Annotated in this window: 14 protein-coding genes and 2 pseudogenes; 8 read left to right on the top strand and 8 right to left on the bottom strand. The window is 71.4% G+C overall.

Annotated elements, in window-relative coordinates; translation table 11 throughout:
* Nucleotides 1–667: pseudogene (locus D7Y11_RS43540) on the top strand (hypothetical protein); the annotation flags it as partial.
* 285 nt (nt 668–952) lie between these two features.
* On the opposite strand, the gene D7Y11_RS34965 reads toward D7Y11_RS43540, so the two are convergent.
* Genes D7Y11_RS34965 through D7Y11_RS34955 form a run of 3 tightly spaced genes read right to left on the bottom strand, consistent with a single transcriptional unit; the run spans nt 953 to nt 3,827 of the window.
* The gene (locus D7Y11_RS34965; protein ID WP_126935845.1) at nt 953–1,186 is read right to left on the bottom strand and encodes a DUF3006 domain-containing protein; all 234 of its coding nucleotides are present in this window, start codon (nt 1,184–1,186) and stop codon (nt 953–955) included.
* 23 nt (nt 1,187–1,209) lie between these two features.
* Nucleotides 1,210–2,589: a ComEC/Rec2 family competence protein gene (locus D7Y11_RS34960; protein ID WP_121755444.1), complete on the bottom strand. Its 1,380-nt coding sequence runs from the start codon at nt 2,587–2,589 to the stop codon at nt 1,210–1,212.
* Nucleotides 2,586–3,827: a ComEC/Rec2 family competence protein gene (locus D7Y11_RS34955; protein ID WP_126935843.1), complete on the bottom strand. Its 1,242-nt coding sequence runs from the start codon at nt 3,825–3,827 to the stop codon at nt 2,586–2,588. Before D7Y11_RS34955 ends, D7Y11_RS34960 begins: the two co-directional genes overlap by 4 nt.
* Nucleotides 3,828–3,940: 113 nt before the next feature.
* Here D7Y11_RS34955 and deoC point away from each other — a divergent pair, with 113 nt between their 5' ends.
* From deoC to D7Y11_RS34935, 4 genes are all read left to right on the top strand, one after another.
* Nucleotides 3,941–4,801, top strand: a complete 861-nt coding sequence (gene deoC, locus D7Y11_RS34950; protein WP_126935842.1) for a deoxyribose-phosphate aldolase — start codon at nt 3,941–3,943, stop codon at nt 4,799–4,801.
* A 19-nt stretch (nt 4,802–4,820) separates the two neighbouring features.
* Complete coding sequence (locus D7Y11_RS34945) at nt 4,821–5,216, top strand: TraR/DksA family transcriptional regulator (protein ID WP_126935841.1); 396 nt, start codon at nt 4,821–4,823, stop codon at nt 5,214–5,216.
* A gap of 31 nt (nt 5,217–5,247) precedes the next feature.
* Nucleotides 5,248–6,975 (top strand): phospho-sugar mutase, encoded by a 1,728-nt coding sequence (locus D7Y11_RS34940; protein WP_121755447.1) that lies wholly within the window; start codon nt 5,248–5,250, stop codon nt 6,973–6,975.
* 81 nt (nt 6,976–7,056) lie between these two features.
* Nucleotides 7,057–7,695: a hypothetical protein gene (locus D7Y11_RS34935; RefSeq protein ID WP_169821722.1), complete on the top strand. Its 639-nt coding sequence runs from the start codon at nt 7,057–7,059 to the stop codon at nt 7,693–7,695.
* Nucleotides 7,696–7,751: 56 nt separating this feature from the next.
* On the opposite strand, the gene D7Y11_RS34930 is transcribed toward D7Y11_RS34935, so the two are convergent.
* The 5 genes from D7Y11_RS34930 to D7Y11_RS34910 form a co-directional block, all read right to left on the bottom strand.
* Complete coding sequence (locus D7Y11_RS34930; protein ID WP_120579942.1) at nt 7,752–8,930, bottom strand: sensor histidine kinase; 1,179 nt, start codon at nt 8,928–8,930, stop codon at nt 7,752–7,754.
* 353 nt (nt 8,931–9,283) lie between these two features.
* The gene (locus D7Y11_RS34925; RefSeq protein WP_120598341.1) at nt 9,284–10,213 is read right to left on the bottom strand and encodes an ABC transporter permease; all 930 of its coding nucleotides are present in this window, start codon (nt 10,211–10,213) and stop codon (nt 9,284–9,286) included.
* Nucleotides 10,206–11,339 (bottom strand): ABC transporter permease, encoded by a 1,134-nt coding sequence (locus D7Y11_RS34920; protein WP_126935840.1) that lies wholly within the window; start codon nt 11,337–11,339, stop codon nt 10,206–10,208. The genes D7Y11_RS34925 and D7Y11_RS34920 overlap by 8 nt, the downstream gene beginning before the upstream one ends.
* Complete coding sequence (locus tag D7Y11_RS34915) at nt 11,332–12,897, bottom strand: ABC transporter ATP-binding protein (RefSeq protein WP_120579939.1); 1,566 nt, start codon at nt 12,895–12,897, stop codon at nt 11,332–11,334. Before D7Y11_RS34915 ends, D7Y11_RS34920 begins: the two co-directional genes overlap by 8 nt.
* A gap of 38 nt (nt 12,898–12,935) precedes the next feature.
* Nucleotides 12,936–14,129 (bottom strand): BMP family protein, encoded by a 1,194-nt coding sequence (locus D7Y11_RS34910; protein ID WP_126935844.1) that lies wholly within the window; start codon nt 14,127–14,129, stop codon nt 12,936–12,938.
* 91 nt (nt 14,130–14,220) lie between these two features.
* On the opposite strand from D7Y11_RS34910, the gene D7Y11_RS34905 reads away from it, so the two are divergent.
* From D7Y11_RS34905 to D7Y11_RS44600, 3 genes and pseudogenes are all read left to right on the top strand, one after another.
* Nucleotides 14,221–15,525: a thymidine phosphorylase gene (locus tag D7Y11_RS34905; RefSeq protein WP_120579938.1), complete on the top strand. Its 1,305-nt coding sequence runs from the start codon at nt 14,221–14,223 to the stop codon at nt 15,523–15,525.
* A 13-nt stretch (nt 15,526–15,538) separates the two neighbouring features.
* Nucleotides 15,539–16,699, top strand: a complete 1,161-nt coding sequence (gene moeB / locus D7Y11_RS34900) for a molybdopterin-synthase adenylyltransferase MoeB (RefSeq protein ID WP_120579937.1) — start codon at nt 15,539–15,541, stop codon at nt 16,697–16,699.
* A 103-nt stretch (nt 16,700–16,802) separates the two neighbouring features.
* A pseudogene (locus D7Y11_RS44600) lies at nt 16,803–16,996 on the top strand (hypothetical protein); the annotation flags it as partial.

The raw sequence follows: 16,996 nt of genomic DNA, 5'->3' as shown, positions 1-16,996 counted from the left end.
CTTCTACGCGGAGAGCGAGCCCGGCCCGTCCGAGGACGACAACAACGGCGACTTCGATCGCGACGGCGACGAGGAGGAGGGCACGCTCTACGGCAACAACCGCGCGGCGCCCGCCACGGTTCCCACGCCCGCCCCGCGTCGCGCGGTGGCTCCGCCCATGGAGGATGCCCCCGCGGCGAGCGGAGCGCCCCTCAACGAGCTGTTCTCCGACCTGGACCTGCCCGGCAACCGGGGCGACGGTTCGGACGAAGAGGACCTCGGCCAGGACGAGACGCGCGAAGACCCTCGCAACGACGAGGAGGAGGAAGAGGACGCGCGCCAGGCGCAGGACTCGAAGGCCGCGCGCAAGCGTCCGGTGGTTCCTGCCCGCCGTGGCAGCCCGCTGAAGGTGGTGGCGCTGGTGCTGGTGCTGCTCATCGTCCTGCCGGCGGTGGCGCTGTTCGGCCTGTCCGCGGCGGGCATGCTGCCTCCCGCCCTCGCGGACATGGTCAACAAGGTGACCGGCAAGGCGCCTCCGCCCGCTCCGGCTCCGCGTCAGGCCGCTCCCGCTCCCGGCGCCGCCGAACCCGTGGCGCCTCCTCCGGCCGCCGCCGAACCCTCGGCGCCTTCGCAGGGCGCCCCGGCGGAGGGTGAGGCCACGGCTCCGGCGGAAGGTTCCACGCCGTAGTCCACGTGTGGGGTGGGCCTGCTTCCGCGTGACGCGGTGGGCAGGCCCTCCCGCCACGTCCTGCTCCGGCCGGGTACTCCGGCACGTCGAGCAGGACGCGCTGGTTCAGTGGGCGCCCTTCGTTCTGCTCTTGCTGGGGACTCGGCACGTCGAGCAGGACGCTTCGATTCAGCAGAGGCCGGTCGTCCCGCGAGGGCTGGCGCCTTCTGGCGCGTCACTCAAGCCGCTCGGCCTCCGCGCGCGGGTCTCAGCTCGCGGCCGGCACGTCGAGCAGGACGCTTCGGCTCAGAGGTCGAAGTCGCCCGCGGGCGGCTTCTTGCCTCGCATCGCCTGTTCCCTCGCGGCGCGGACGTCGGCGCGCAGGGATTCGGTGGCTTCGGCGTCCACCGTCCCCGTCTCCAGGTCCACGACGTCCCCTTCGCGCACGCCGGAGGGCAGGGTGTCCAGCGCGCGGGTCACCTGCTGGCCGTCCACCACCAGCACTGCGACGTCGTCCTCGATGCGGTCCACCGTGGCCATGGACCGGGGCTTCGTCTTCTTCGTCACGGGTCGCAGTCTCCGGCGGGCTTGCGGCCCGACTTCAATGCCGCGTCACGCGTGCTCCACGTGAGCAGGTTCTCATCGTTGATGAGCCTCACGCTCCGGCAGGTGGACTTGTGGAAGATGCGCTTGTTCTTGCTCGCCATGTAGTTGCCCGTCATGGACGTGGACGTGCTGGTGGACGAGCGCACCGCCTTGGGCGGGGCCGTCTCCGTCCGCGTGCCCTTGCGCGCGATGGGCAGGTCATCCACGTCCGTCACGTTGCTGACGCGGGTCTTGTTGTCACGCGGGGTCTCGGCGACACGCGCGGGCTCCGTCCGGATGGCGGGCGGTTCGGTGGGCGTGGGCTTCACCACGGGCGCGGGCTTCGCCGTCCGCACCAGCGCCGGGCGCGGATCCAACCCCGGGAAGACGCGCCGCGTGCCGCCGGGCTCGCCCGGAGTCGGACGCTGGAGCGACAGCTCGAACTGCTTGCCGTCGCTCACCGCGTGCACCTCTCCGTTCACGTCCGTGCGGAAGGCCCGTGCATCCACGCCGCGCAGCCGCGCGAGGAGTTCCTTCACCTTCGGGTTCTTCCCCTGGCTGTCATCCCCGCTGATCACCGCCGCCTGTGGCCGCACCTCCTCCAGGTACGCCTGCGAGTTCGCCCCCTCCACGCCGGGCGAGGCGACCTTCAGCAGCGTGGCGGAGGACAAGAGCCCGCGCTCCAGCAGCCGGGCCTCCGTCTCTCCCCGCGCGCCGCCCGCGAAGACGACCGACGTGTCGGCGTACGTCAGGCGCAGCATGATGGAGTTCGCCGCGTTGCGGCCCTCCGCGTCCGGGGCCTCCTTCAAGAGCGGCTCCGCGGGCGCCCGGGGCCAGAGCACCGTGAGGTTCACCCCGTCCTCCAGCGTCAACCGGACCAGCTCCTTGGGCGCGGACGACGGCGGCGCGGGCGACAGAATCTGGACCCCTCGCGAGCCCACCGCCGTCAGCAGCGCGTCGTAGGCCTTCGACGTGTCCGGCAGCTGGGGTTCCATCAGCCGCCGCGCGCCCACGCGCTTGAGCACCGCCTCCAGCGCGCCGTGGTGCTTCGGGTCTGGCTGGGTGAGGACCACCAGGTCCAGCTCCCGGCGCAGCAGCTCCGGCAGCCGGTTCACCAGGTGCGACTCGGCGGACGCGGGGCCGGAGTCCACCAGCACCGTGTTGCCTCGCGGCGTGACGATGAGCGCGGCATCCCCCGCGCCCACGTCGAAGAAGTACACGTGGAGCTTCCCGTCCGGCGCGCCGCCGAAGTAGCGCGACTTCTCCGGGGGCTTCTGCGCGGGTGGCGCGGACGGCTGCTGCTGACAGGCCAGGGAGGCGAGCAGCAGCCCCACTCCCAGCGCGATGCGGGCCTTCATGGATGACAATCCTCGGCGGGGCGGCGCTCACGCAGGGCGTCGGCGCGGCTGGTGTAGACGGTGCGCTCGTTCTTCGAGCGCTTCAAGGTCTTGCAGTTCTCGCTGTGGAACACCTTGCTGCCCTTGAGCGACACGTAGCGCTCGCCCGTGGCTTCGGACGTGCCCGTGGGCGTCGTGGACTCCACCGGCTTCCGCGTCCGGGACGCGCCGGGCTCCGGTTCCTTCGCCGTGGAGCGGCTGGAGCGGCCGTGGGGCGTGGGTTCGATGGGGCCGAGCGCCACCGGGCTCCCCGCCTGCTGCGTGCCGGACAGGCTGGTGGCCCCGGCGGCGCCCTTCGTCGAGCGCAGCGTCACGGTCGTGCCGTCGCTCACCGCCATCACCTCGCCGTCCTGGTCGGTGCGGAAGGCGCGGGCGCGCACGTCGCTCAGGCGGCCCAGGACCTCCGGGCTCGGGTGGCCGTAGTCGTTGCCCACGCCGCAGGAGATGACCGCCGCCTGCGGCTTCACGCGCTCCAGGAAGGCCGCGGTGGAGGAGTGCTTGCCGCCGTGGTGCGCCACCTTCAGCACCGTGGCGGTGAGGTCCACGGGCTTCTGCAGCAGCACCTCCTCCGTGGGTGGCTCCGAGTCCCCCGTGAAGAGGAACGCCGTCTTCCCATAGGTGAGCTTGGTGACGATGGAGTTCGCGTTCGGGTCCGAGCGCGTGCTCGTGAGGAACGGCTCCTGGGGCACGCGCGGCCAGAGCACGGTGAGCGCCACGCCTTCCCCCAGGCCCACGGTGAGCAGCGTCTGGGGCGAGTTGGGGTTGGGCTCCGGGCTCATCACCTGGCCCACCTCGCGGCCCACGAAGTCCAGCAGGTCTCGGTACGCCTCGCTCGGGTGGTCGAAGCCGGGGTCCATGAAGCGCCTGGCGCCCACCGCCTTCACCGCCGCGCGCAGCCCTCCCAGGTGGTCCAGGTGCGGGTGGGTGAGGATGACCAGGTCCAGCGGGCCCTTCACCAGCTCGCGCAGCCGCGCCGCCAGCCGCGTGCCGGCCTCCGGAGGCCCTCCGTCGATGAGCACCGTCTTGCCCGTGGGCGACACGATGAGCGCCGCGTCCCCCTGGCCCACGTCGAGGAAGTAGACCGAGAGCCGGCCCGGGGCAGGGGAGGGCAGGGCCGCAGAGGCCGGAGCCGCCGCGTGGCCCGGCACCGCCGCGAGGAAGAGGACAAGGAGTGCGAGCAGCCGCGCGAAGACCTTCACGGGATGGAACTCTACAGCCCCGCTCCCCTTCGCGGCACCCCGTGCGTTGACCGGGCGCTCCCACCTCCCGCGAGCGCTTCCCCGAGGGCCGGGAGTGGGCTAAGGGGCGCGGCATGCCGTCCGACGCCGAAGCCTTCTTCACCGTCCTGGAAGAGCTGGTCGACCAGGCCCGTCATCGTCTGCACGCCTGGAAGGCCCAGCAGGAGGCGGTGCCGCCCGCACCCGCCGGCCTCCTGAACCCGGAGCCCCCGCGCCCGCCCGGCGTGAAGACCGCCACCGCGCGCGTGGACCCGGCCACCCTCGTGAAGGCCTCGGACCTGGCCCCGTACATCGACCACACGCTGCTCAAGCCCGAAGCGCGCGCCGAGGACGTGGTGCGCGTGGCCGAGGAGGCCCGCCAGTACGGCTTCGCCACCGTTTGCGTGAACAGCTGCCACGTGGCCACCGCCGCGCGCGTGCTGGCCGGTTCGAACTCCGTGCCCATCGCCGTGGTGGGCTTCCCCCTGGGGGCCGCGCTGTCGTCCGCGAAGGCCTTCGAGGCGCGCGAGGCCATCCGCGCGGGCGCGCGTGAAATCGACATGGTGATCAACCTGGGCGCGCTCAAGGCGCACGACTACCAGCGCGTGCACCAGGACATCGCCGCGGTGGTGGAGGCCAGCCACCCCATCCCCGTGAAGGTCATCCTGGAGACGGGCCACCTCACGGACGAGGAGAAGGTCGTCGCGTGCGCGCTGTCCAAGGCCGCGGGCGCCGCGTTCGTGAAGACGTCCACCGGCTTCGGGCCCGGCGGCGCCACGGTGAAGGACATCGAGCTGATGCGCGCGGTGGTGGGCGACGACGTGGGCGTGAAGGCCTCCGGCGGCGTGCGCTCCGCCGAGGACGCCGTGAAGCTCATCCGCGCGGGCGCCAACCGCCTGGGTGCTTCCGCGTCCGTGGCCATCGTCACCGGGCAGATCTCCACCGCGCAGTACTGACCTTGCTGGAGCACGCACCGTGACCCCGAAGCAGCGAGAGGACTTCCTGCAGCAGTTGCTCGCGCTCCACGCGGAGCTGACCGGGAAGACGCCCATGCGCATCGAGCCCAACCGCACCGACGAGGCGCGCGTGGGCGGCGACGAGGACGAGCAGCCCCTCAACGAGATGATGCAGGCCATCGCCTCCAGCCGGAACCGCAACACCGACGGCACGCTGGCGCGCGTGGTGAAGGCCCTGGGCAAGCTGCGCGAGGACCCGGACTCCTTCGGCGACTGCGAGGAGTGCGGCGACGAGATTCCCATGGGCCGCCTCAAGGCCATGCCCTACGCGGAGTTCTGCGTCGTGTGTCAGAACAACAAGGATGGCCCCAAGGGGCCGGTGCGCCGCAAGCACCTCACCGATTACAAGGGCTGAACGCCCCTCTTCAACCACGAGGCAACGCGCGATGGACACGACCGGACTCAGGGAGCGGGCGGAGGCCTGGCGCAAGGCGGATCCGGATCCGGAGACCCAGGCGGAGCTGGCCAATGTGCTCGCGAAGTCGGACTGGGCGGACCTGGCGGACCGCTTCGCGCAGGACCTGGAGTTCGGCACCGCCGGCCTGCGTGGCGTGCTGGGCGCCGGCCCCAACCGGATGAACCGCGCCGTCGTGCGCCGCACCACCGCGGGACTGGCGCGCTACCTCAAGGCCACCGTGCCGGACGTCACCACGCGCGGCGTGGTGGTGGGCCGTGACGCTCGCCGCTTGAGCAAGGAGCTGGCGGAGGACACCGCCGCCGTGTTCATCGCGGAGGGCATCCCCGCGCACGTCTTCCCGGAGCCGGTGCCCACGCCCGTCACCGCGTTCGCCGTGCTGCACCTCAACGCCGCCGCCGCGGTGATGGTGACCGCCAGCCACAACCCGCCCGAGTACAACGGCTACAAGGTCTACTGGGGCAACGGCGCGCAAATCGTCCCGCCGCAGGACGTGGGCATCGCGGACGCCATCGCGAAGGTGGAGCCCGCCAATGAAGTCCCCCTGCTCACGCCCGCGGAAGGGCGCGCGAAGGGGCTGTGGCGCGACCTGCCGGAGGACGTGGGCCACGCGTACCTGCGCGCCATCCTGGACCTGCGCCTGTACCGCAAGGGCAGCGACACGCTGTCCATCGTCTACACCGCCATGCACGGCGTGGGCGGCGCGTGGGCGGCGCTCGCGCTCAAGGAGGCGGGCTTCCCGCGCGTGACGCCGGTGGCCGAGCAGCAGCAGCCCGACGGCCGCTTCCCCACCGTGCGCTTCCCCAACCCGGAAGAGCCGGGAGCCATGGACCTGTCCATCGCCACCGCGGAGCGCGTGAAGGCGGACGTGGTGCTGGCCAACGACCCGGACGCGGACCGGCTGGCGGTGATGGCGCGGGATGCCTCCGGGAAGCTGCGCCTGCTCACCGGCAACGAGGTGGGCGTGCTCCTGGGCCACTACGTCCTCACGCAGGGGACGAAGCGCGCGCGCCCGCACGTCGTCACCACCATCGTGTCCTCCACGCAGCTGGGCGAGATCGCGCGCGGGCTGGACGCCGCGTACGACGAGGTCCTCACTGGCTTCAAGTGGATCGCCAACCGCGCGCTGGAGCGCACGGCGAAGGAAGGCACGCAGTTCGTCTTCGGCTACGAGGAGGCGCTCGGCTACACCGTGGGCACCGCCACGCGCGACAAGGACGGCGTGGGCGCGGCCCTGGTCGTCGCGGACATGGCCGCGTGGTGCCAGGCGCGCGGCACCACCGTCCTGGGCTACCTGGAGGAGATCCAGCGCCGCTTCGGCCTGCACGTGGGCGCCCAGCGCAACGTGACGCTCCCGGGTGCGGCCGGCGCGCAGACCATCCGCGCCATCATGCAGGCCTTCCGCGCGTCGCCGCCCGCGAACATCGGCGGCACCCCGGTGAGCAGCGTGCGCGACTACGAGAAGGGCGAGGGCGGCCTGCCCCCGTCCAACGTCGTCGCCTTCGTGCTGGAGGGCGGCGGTCGCGTCACCCTGCGCCCCTCCGGCACCGAGCCGAAGATCAAATACTACTTCGAGCACAAGGAGACGCCCGCCCCCGGCGAGCCGCTCCCCCAGGCCCGCCAGCGCGCGGAAGCGAAGCTGTCCGCCCTCATCGACGCCTTCCTGGCGCTGGCGCGTGATCGAGGCCAGCCGGCCTGAGTCCTGAGTCCTGAATCACCCTTCAACTCAACCCACAGGGTCGTGGCTCCCGTGCCGTGGCCCTTTGCTGAAAGGAACCTCGTGAAGCGCTTGATTCCTGGTTTCCTCCTGGCCGTGCTCCTGGCCGTCCCCGGCACCGCGATGGCTCGTGGTCAGGGCTGGTCCCTGCTGGCGGCGGAGACCGTCGGCTCCGGCCGCAACGTGTTCAGCGCGCAGATTGGCTTCCCAGGCCTGTCGCTGGGCCTGCTGCACGGCGGCTCGGACAACGTCGATATCGGCGGCAAGTTCAGCTTCAACTGGGGCCGTGAGGGCCTGGTGGACGCGTCCGACGCGGGCCTCAAGCTCCAGGGCTGGCTGCGCGTGATGATCGCCCGGACGGACAAGGTGGCCTTCGGCATCACCTTCCAGCCGGGTCCGTTCGTCTACTTCCCCCGAGGGAACACGATGTTCGGCATGGCGCTGCCGGTGGCGTTCGTGGTGGGCATCCCGGTGGGCAGCGCGCTGATGATCAACGCCGGCATCGACGTGCCGTTCAACGTCTACTTCGGCGAGGGCATCGGGCCGGTCATCCCCATCCTCTTCGGAGGCGGCCTGGAGTACTACGTGAACAACAACCTCAACGTGAACTTCAACCTGCGGCTGGGGCCCTCCATCGTCCCGCGCTTCGACGACAGCTACTTCACGATGGAAGCGCTGGCGGGCGTGGCCTACCGCTTCTAGCCGGCGTCACGCGGGCGGGGACGTGCTTCCCCGCCCGTGTGGTGGCTTTCAATCGGCTACCAGGACGACGTCTGCTCGGGCAGCTCCACCGTGAAGGTGCTGCCCAGGTTGACGCGGCTCTTCACGGTCAGCTTGCCGCCCATGCTCTCCACCAGGGTGCGCGCCACCGTGAGGCCCAGGCCCACGCTCTTCTCCGGGGCCTTGGTCGTGTAGTACGGCGAGAAGATGGCCTGCATCTCGTCCTCGAAGATGCCGATGCCGGTGTCCTTCACGAAGAGCTGGGGGCCGAACTCGCCGAACATGTCCGGCAGCTCCACGCCCACCTGCACCACGCGCGGCCGGTCCTTCACGTCCTCCACGGCGTCCACCGCGTTGCAGACCAGCTCCGTCACCACCTGCTCCACCTGACGGCGGTTGAACACGACGGCGATGGGGTCCTCCGGCAGCACCGCGCGCACGTCCGCGCGGCCCAGGCGCCCGGCGGCGCGCAGGCGCGACACCACCTCCGGCACCACCTCCCGCAGGTCGAAGCGCTGGATGTCCTTGGGGCCCGAGGGGCCCAGGGACAGCAGGTGCTGGCCGTGCAGGCGCATCTGCTCACCCGCCACGCCCAGCTTGAGCAGCTCCTCCGAGTCCGGCGGCAGCCCCTGGGCGGCGCGGGCGCGCACATGCTCCAGCGCCCGCTGCAGGCCCACGCCCAGCTGGTCCATCTGCGTGGCCAGGTCCGCGGCCAGCGTGCCCACGCGCGCCAGGCGCTCCATCCGCACCCAGCGCGTGCGCGGGTCCTGGAGCACTTCCTGGAGGCCGCCCTGCTCGCGGTGCGCCTTGAGCTCCAGCAGCGTGTGGACGCGCACCTTCAGCTCCAGCGGGTCCAGCGGTTCGGTGGTCAGCAAGTCGTCCACACCTGCCTCCATCACCTCGCGGCGCGTCTGGCGGTCCGCGGAAGGCGTGAGCATGAGGATGGGGAACTGCGGCGGGGAGAGTTCCTCGCGAAGGCGCCGGTACGCGGCCAGGCCCACCGTGCGGGCCCGCTCCACGTCCAGCAGCACCAGGTCCGCGGAGTGGCGCGACACCGCCTCCAGCGCGGCCGTCGTCCCGCGCGCGGGCAGCACGTCGTAGCCCGCCGGAGTCAGGATGGAGCGCACCCGCTCGATTCCGCCGGATTCCACGTCGACCGCGATGACCCGCGGGCGCTGGGGTGACGTCGAGCCTGTTCCCGTCGTCTGCATGTTCATGCCACCCCAGCCTGGAAACCGGACCGGCCAACGCCCGCAGGCGCTGCCCTGAATCCGGGGGACCGCGTCCCGGAAACGCTCAGGCCTGGATCCTGCGCCTGCTCGCTATCCGCTACGCAATCCGACATGGTCGCACTCCCATGCCAGCGGCATGCCGGACGTCCACCCAACGGCAGATCAGCCCACACTGGAAAGACGGAAAAGCGTGATCCAATAAGGTCAGGGGGTTGGCGGCCCGCTGAAGGATGACCTGACGCATCAGGGCAGGTGAGCGCTTCAGATTTGGCAGGTCGAACCTGACCAAAAGTGAATCCCGACCCGGGTCGCGAATTACCCGTTCCCTCTCAAAATGGTCAGCGGGATTCCTGCTCGAACGGGGTGCCCAGCGCGGCGGGGGCGTGGCCCCGCTGGCCCTGGAGCGCGAGGACGAGGAGGGTCAACAGGTAGGGCAGGGCGAGCAGGAAGCCCTGGGGAACCAGGTCGAGGAGCCAGGGAGCGCTGGAGGCCAGTCCGATTCTCAACGCGTTGCCGGCGGCGAAGAAGAGCGCGGCGGCGAAGGCGCCCACCGGCGTCCAGCGGCCGAAGACCATGGCGGCCAGGGCCATGAAGCCCAGTCCGGAGGGCGTGTGCTGTTCGAAGCGGTCCAGGACGGTGGTGGACAGCACCGCGCCGCCCAGGCCCGCCATCATCCCGCCGCCCAGCACCGCGCCCCAGCGCAGGGCGGGCACGGACAGGCCCAGCGTGGCCACCGCGTGCGGCTTGTCGCCCACGGCGCGCAGGCGCAAGCCCAGCGGCGTGCGCGACAGGAGCAGGTGGAAGAGGAAGGGCAGGGTGAGCGCCAGGTACGTGGGCGCCGCGTGGCCGGACAGCGCGCCCAGCAGCGGGACCTGGGACAGGCCCGGGATGTTCCAGCGCGACAGCTGGGTGATGGAGGGCGTGCCGTTGGGGCCGAAGAACGACTCCAGCAGGTAGGTGCCTCCAGCCATGGCCACCAGGTTGAGGGCCATGCCGGAGACGACCTGATCCGACCGCCAGCGGATGCTGAGGAAGCCATGCACCGAGGCGATGCCCGCGCCCGCGGCCATGCCCACCCCTACCGCGAGCGGCGTGGGCATCACGAGCGCCGCCACGGCCGCGCAGAAGGCGCCGGTGCGCATCATGCCCTCCACGCCCACGCTCACCACGCCGGCGCGCTCGGAGAGCATGGCGCCCAGCGCGGCGAACACCAGGGCGGGGGCCGCGTCCAGGGTGGAGAAGAGGAGCGAGTGGAGCACCTCAAACACGGGGCACCTCCGCTCCAGCCTGGGCCGGACCCTGCGCCTGGGCCCGCTTCTGGCGCCGCGCCAGCAGGGCGAGCCACACCATGCGGCCGGCGACGAAGAGCAGCGCGAAGCCCTGGATGAGCTCCGGGAAGCTCTTGTGCACGCCCAGCAGCTGCATGCGCGTGCCGCCCGCGCGCAGCACGCCGAAGACGGCCGCGGACAGCGCCGCGCCCAGCGGGTGGTTGTTGCCGATGAGCGCGATGGCGATGCCGTCGAAGCCGTACGGGGCGCCCAGCGAGCCCGGATAGCGGCCCTCCGTGCCCAGCACCAGCACCGCGCCCGCCAGGCCCGCCAGCGCGCCCGCGAGCGCCATGGCCCCGCCCGCGCGCCACAGCGTGGGGATGCCGGCTGCGCGGGCCGCTTCCGGGGTGAGGCCCACGGCGCGCGTCTCGTAGCCGGAGCGCGAGCGGGTCAGCCACACCCAGACGCCGAACGCAGCGGCGAGCGCCAGCGGGAAGCCCAGGTTGAGGCGCGAGCTGTCCCCCAGCAGCCGGGGCAGCTGCGCGGAGGGGAGGATTTCGGCGGTGCCGGTGATGGACGACGCGCCCTCCGCCACGGCGCGCAGCGGGCCGATGACGAGCCAGTTGTCCACCAGGCTCACCGCCACCCAGTTGAGCATGATGGTGGAGATGACCTCGTGCACGCCGCGCTTGAGCTTCAGCACGCCGGCAATGCTCGCCCACGCCGCGCCCGCCAGCGCCGCCGCGATGAGGGCCAGCGGGACGTGGAGCAGGCCGGGCAGCGACACGTGCGCGCCCACGAGCGCCGCGGCCAGCGCGCCCCAGATCATCTGTCCCTGCGCGCCAATGTTGAACAGGCCCACCTTGAAGGCCACCGCCACGGACAGGCCGGTGAGGGTGAGCAGCGCGGCCTTCATCGCGGCCTCGCCCAGGGGGCGCAGCACGGTGGTGGCACTGCCGCCGTCCAGGAACGCGGGCCAGTTGCCCACGCCGCCCCAGAGCATCTGGAGATAGGCGCGCGTGGCGGTGTCCACGTCGCGCGTGATGGCGATGAGGAACCAGCACACCGCGAGCGCCAGCAGCACGGAGAGCACCGACGGCAGCACCTGCCGCGTCCGCTCACCCATGGCTTCCCTCCGCGCCCAGCATGCGGCGGCCCAGCTCGCGCTCGTCCAGGTCCTTGCGCGGGAAGTGCCCCGTCACGCGGCCTTCGTAGAGGACGTAGACGCGGTCGGACAGGGACAGCACCTCCTCCAGGTCCAGCGACACCATCACCACTCCCGCACCCCGCGCCTTCGCGTCACGAAGGCGTTCATGCACCTGCGCCACCGCGCCGATGTCCAGACCGCGCGTGGGCTGCACGACGACGAGCAGCTTCGGATCCGCGTCCAGCTCGCGCGCCACCACGACCTTCTGCTGATTGCCGCCGGACAGCGCCTGGAGCGCCACCACCGGGTCGTTCGGGCGCACGTCGTAGGCGGTCAGCAGCTGGTTCGTGCGCTCGCGGCGGCCCTTGAAGTCCACCCACGGCCCGCGCGCGAACGGCGGCTGGCGGTGCCGGCCCAGGGCCACGTTCTCCTCCACCGTCATCGCCTTCACCACCGCGCGGGCCAGGCGGTCCTCGGGGACGTGGCCCACGCCGCGCGCCTTCGCCAGCGCCGGGGTCAGCCCCGCGAGCGGACCGCCGAGCAGCGTGCCTTCGCCGCCGTCCAGCTTGCGCAGGCCCGTGAGCACCTCCGCCAGCTCGCGCTGTCCGTTGCCGTCCACCCCGGCGATGCCGACGATTTCTCCCGCGCGCACGGTGAGGCTCACGCCCTGGAGCGCCGGACGGCCGTTGTCGCCCGTGGCCCGCAGGTCCTTCGCTTCGAGCATGACCGGGCCCGCCGAATCCGTGAGCGCGTCAGGTTCAACGGGCGCGGGAGGTCGCGCCTCCGCCACCCCCGTCGTTCCGGTGCCCGAAAGGCCGCTGGTCGCGACCGCCGTCGCGGGCACGCCGGTCATGGCGGCACCCTTGGAACCCTCGCCCACCATCAGCGCGGCCAGCGCGGAGACGGTGGTCTCGCTGGCGCGCACCTCCGCCACGGTGCGGCCCCGGCGCATCACCGCCACGCGGTCCGCCACGCCCAGCACTTCCTTCAGCTTGTGGCTGATGAGCACCACCGTGCGGCCCTGCGCCACCAGCCCGCGCATCACCTGCGACAGCTCGTCGGACTCCTGCGGCGTGAGCACGGCGGTGGGCTCGTCCAGGATGAGCACCTGCGCGCCCCGGTGCAGCGCCTTGACGATTTCGACCTTCTGCTGCGAGCCCACCGTGAGCGTGTCCACGCGGGCCCGCGGATCCAGCTGGAAGCCGAAGCGCTTCGCGGTGGCCGCCACCTCGTCACAGGCGCGGTCCAGGTCCAGCAGGCCGCGCTTCGTGGGCTCTCGGCCCAGCACCACGTTCTCCGCCACCGTCAGCGTGGGCACGAGCATGAAGTGCTGGTGCACCATGCCGATGCCCTTCGCGATGGCATCGCGCGGGCTCTTGAAGCGCACCGGCTTGCCGTCCATCAGGAACGTGCCCGCGTCCGGGTGGTAGAGCCCGTACAGCACGTTCATCAGGCTGGACTTGCCCGCGCCGTTCTCGCCCACCACGGCGAGCAGCTCCCCCGGGACGATGTCCAGCGACGCGTCCTCCAGGGACACGCACGACCCGAAGCGCTTCGCGATGTGCTGGAGGGAGATCAGGGCTGCGCGACCTGGAAGGAGGACAGCTCCGCCTGGGTGCCCGGCACGACAATCTTCCCGGCGAGGATCCGCTGCCGCAGCTCCTCCACCTTCTGGAGCGCCTCCGCCTTGCCCGGGAACTCCACGCGCACGTCCGCCATGCCCACGCCGTTCTCCTTGAGGCCCAGCACCTGCTCACCCGCCGTCAGCTTGCCGTCCACCAGCTCCTTCGCCGCCTGGTACACGGCCAGGTCGCTGTGCTTCACCATGGACGTGAGGATGGCGTCCGGCGCCAGGTGCGACTGATCCGAGTCCACGCCGATGGCGAACACCGTCTTGCCCGCCGCGCGCGCCTCCTTCACCGCCTGGATGACGCCCAGGCCGTCCGTGCCCGCCGCGTGGAAGATGACGTCCGCGCCCTTGGCGATGAGGTCCTGCGCCACTTCCTTGCCCGCGGACACGCTGTTGAAGCTGCCCGTGTACACGGCCATCAGCGCGTCCGCCGCCTTCGCGTTCGTGGTGCGCACGCCCGCGCGGTAGCCCACGTCGAAGCGCTTGATGAGGGGCACCTCGATGCCGCCCACGAAGCCCACCTTGTTCGTCTTCGTGACGAGCCCCGCCAGCGCGCCCACCAGGAAGCTGCCCTCCTGCTCCTTGAACAGCACCGTGCGCACGTTGGGCAGCGACTTCGGCTTGCCCTGCGCGTCCATCAGCTGGCTGTCGATGAGCAGGAACTTCGCGTCCGGGTTCTCCGTGGCCACGTCGCGCACCGCGTTGGCCAGCAGGTACCCGTTGCCGATGGTCAGCTTCGCGCCCTGTTCCACGAGCAGCTGGAGGTTGGGGGCGTAGTCCTCCTGCGCCTTGCTCTGGAGCACCAGCGGCTGCACCGGCAGCGGCTTCACTTCCGGTGCGAGCGCCGCGAGGTCGGAGGAGATGGACTGACGCACTTCGCCAGCGGGGGCGTCCACGTACTTGCCGCCCTCGTACTTCTTGCCGGCGGCCCACAGCTCCAGGCCACGCAGGGACGCGTCGTTGAACGAGTGATCACCCCGGCCGCCCACGTCGATGACGAGCCCTACGACGACGGGCTTTCCCTCGGGGGGCTTCGTGGCGGTGGAAGTCTGGGAGGGGGCCTTGGGGGCGTCCTCGGACTTCTTGGAACAGGCGCACAGGAGCGCGGCCAGGGCGAGCACGTGGAGTCGGCGGAGCATCATGGGCCCCGCTATCTACCAGATGCCGCCGGGGCTTTCCCTTCCCGCGAGGGGTGCATGGGGAGGGGACTTCCTGCTATGGCCTTGCCCCGTGCAACCCTACGAGCTCATCAAGGCCAAGCGCGACGGCGGCAAGCTGGACCCGTCCGACATCCAGGCGTTCATCCAGGCGTACACCGCCGGCACCGTGGCCGACTACCAGATGGCCGCCATGTGCATGGCCATCTTCTTCAAGGGGCTGGACTCCAGGGAGCTGGGGGCGTGGGCCCGCGCCATGCTCCACTCCGGTGAGGTGCTGGACCTCTCCGACACGCCGGCCATCAAGGTGGACAAGCACTCCACGGGTGGCGTGGGCGACAAGGTGTCCCTGAGCCTGGCGCCCCTGGCGGCGGCCTGCGGCGTACCCGTGCCCATGATTTCCGGACGTGGCCTGGGCCACACCGGCGGCACCCTGGACAAGCTGGAGTCCATCCCCGGCTTCAACGTGAACCTGTCCACCGCGGACTACCGCCGGCTGGTGCGCGAGGTGGGGTGCTGCCTCATCGGCCAGACGGCCCAGGTGGCCCCCGCGGACAAGAAGCTCTACGCGCTGCGCGACGTGACGGCGACGGTGGACTGCATCCCGCTCATCGCGTCGTCCATCATGAGCAAGAAGCTGGCGGAGGGCATCGACGCGCTGGTGCTCGACGTGAAGGTGGGCAGCGGCGCCTTCATGAAGACGGCGGACGATGCGCGCGTGCTGGCCCGCACCATGATTGGCCTGGGCGCGGAGATGAACCGCAAGGTCGTGGCCCTGCTCACGGACATGGATCAGCCCCTGGGCCGCCAGGTGGGCAACGCCCTGGAGGTCCGCGAGGCCGTGGACATGCTCCGTGGCGAGGCGCCCGACGACTACACCGAAATCACCTACGCCCTGACGGCGGAGATGCTGGTGCTGGGCAAGAAGGCCGCCACGGTGGAAGAGGCGCGCGGGATGCTGCGCCGCTCCGTGGAGGACGGCAGCGCCATCAAGAAGCTCAAGGAAATCGTCCAGTCGCAGGGCGGTGACCCGCGCTCCATCGACGACTACTCGCTGCTGCCCACGGCGAAGGCCACGACGGACGTGGTGGCGCCGCGCGACGGCTTCGTCACCGGCATCCACACGGAAGGCGTGGGTCTGGCGGCGGTGGCGTTGGGCGCGGGGCGGCAGCGGGTGGACAGCAAGATCGACCCGGCCGTGGGCTTCACGCTGCTCAAGAAGGTGGGCGACACGGTGAAGCAGGGCGAGCCCCTGGTGCAGGTGCACTACAACGACGCCGGTCCGGTGGAGGGCGTGAAGGCGCGGCTGCTCGCGGCCTACCAGTTCGGCGACCGGGCGCCCGCGGCCCGCCCGCTGGTGCTGGAGCGTCTGGAGTAGTTACGCAATCCCCATGGCCTCCACGTTCCGCGACCTGCTGTCGGAAGTGAAGAAGGAGATCCGCGAGGTCTCCCACGAGCACGTCCACCAGCTCCTGGGCTCGGGCGCGAAGGTGAAGCTCGTGGACGTGCGCGAGGCCGACGAATACGCGGGCGGCCGGCTCCCAGGCGCGGTGCACATCCCCCGGGGCTACCTGGAGCTGCGCATCGAGGAGAAGGCGGCCCGCGACGAGGAGCTGGTCCTCTACTGCGCGGGTGGCACCCGGTCCGCGCTCGCGGCCCGCACGCTGCGGGAGATGGGCTACACGCGCGTGTCCTCGCTCGCGGGTGGCTACAACCGCTGGAGCGACGCGGCCCTCCCGGTGGAGAAGCCCGTCGTCCTCTCCGCCGAGCAGAAGGAGCGCTACCGCCGCCACCTCATCCTCCCGGAGGTAGGGGAGGAGGGACAGGCGCGGCTGCTCAAGTCGAAGGTCCTGTTGCTGGGCGCGGGCGGGCTGGGCTCACCGGCGGCGCTGTACCTGGCCGCAGCGGGCGTGGGCACGCTGGGCGTGGTGGACGCGGACGTGGTGGACCTGAGCAACCTCCAGCGTCAGGTGCTGCACACCCTGGAGCGCCGGGGGCAGCCCAAGGTCCAGAGCGCGAAGGCCGCCATCGAGGCGCTCAACCCGGACGTGAAGGTGGTGCCGTTCCAGGAGCGGCTCACCACCGCCAACGTGGAGCGCGTCCTCGCGGACTTCGACCTGGTGCTGGACGGCGGGGACAACTTCCCCACGCGCTACCTGCTCAACGACGCGTGCGTGCTGATGGGCAAGCCCAACATCCACGGCTCCGTGTTCCGCTTCGAGGGGCAGGTGACCACCTTCCTCCCCGGCCAGGGGCCCTGCTACCGTTGCCTCTACCCCGCGCCGCCCCCGCCTGAGCTGGCGCCGTCGTGCGCGGAAGCCGGCGTGCTGGGCGTGCTGCCGGGGCTCATCGGGATGCTCCAGGCCACGGAGGCCCTCAAGCTCCTGCTCGGGGTGGGGGAGTCGCTGGTGGGGCGGCTGCTCACCTTCGACTCGCTGGGCACCCGCTTCCAGGAGCTCAAGTTGCGCCGTGACCCGGAGTGCCCCGTGTGCGCGCCGGGGGCGAAGGTGGAGCTCATCGATTACGAGCAGTTCTGCGCCACGGGGGCCTGAGAGGCGTCTGAGCGCGCCTGAGCCCCTGGGGGGATGCATTTTCAGGAGCAACTGGGTAGACGGGCCCGCGTATGATGCGCCGGCCTGGACCCGGGGGCGGTGGTTGAACGCGACCCGGGTCGGATACGAGAGCGGCAGCGGCAGGGAGACGACGGCGATGTCCGAGCAGAACGAGAACCAGGACTCCAGGGCAGGAGAGGACCGGCGCGATTCGCCCCGTGTCCCCATGCGTCTGAAGGTCCGGCGGGAGGGGGCGGATGCCTTCCTGGACCGCGCAGGGGATCTGTCCCTGGGCGG

The organism is Corallococcus sp. AB018, from assembly GCF_003986945.1.
GTDB lineage: Bacteria > Myxococcota > Myxococcia > Myxococcales > Myxococcaceae > Corallococcus > Corallococcus exiguus.
This window is presented reverse-complemented; position numbering and strand designations above follow the sequence as displayed.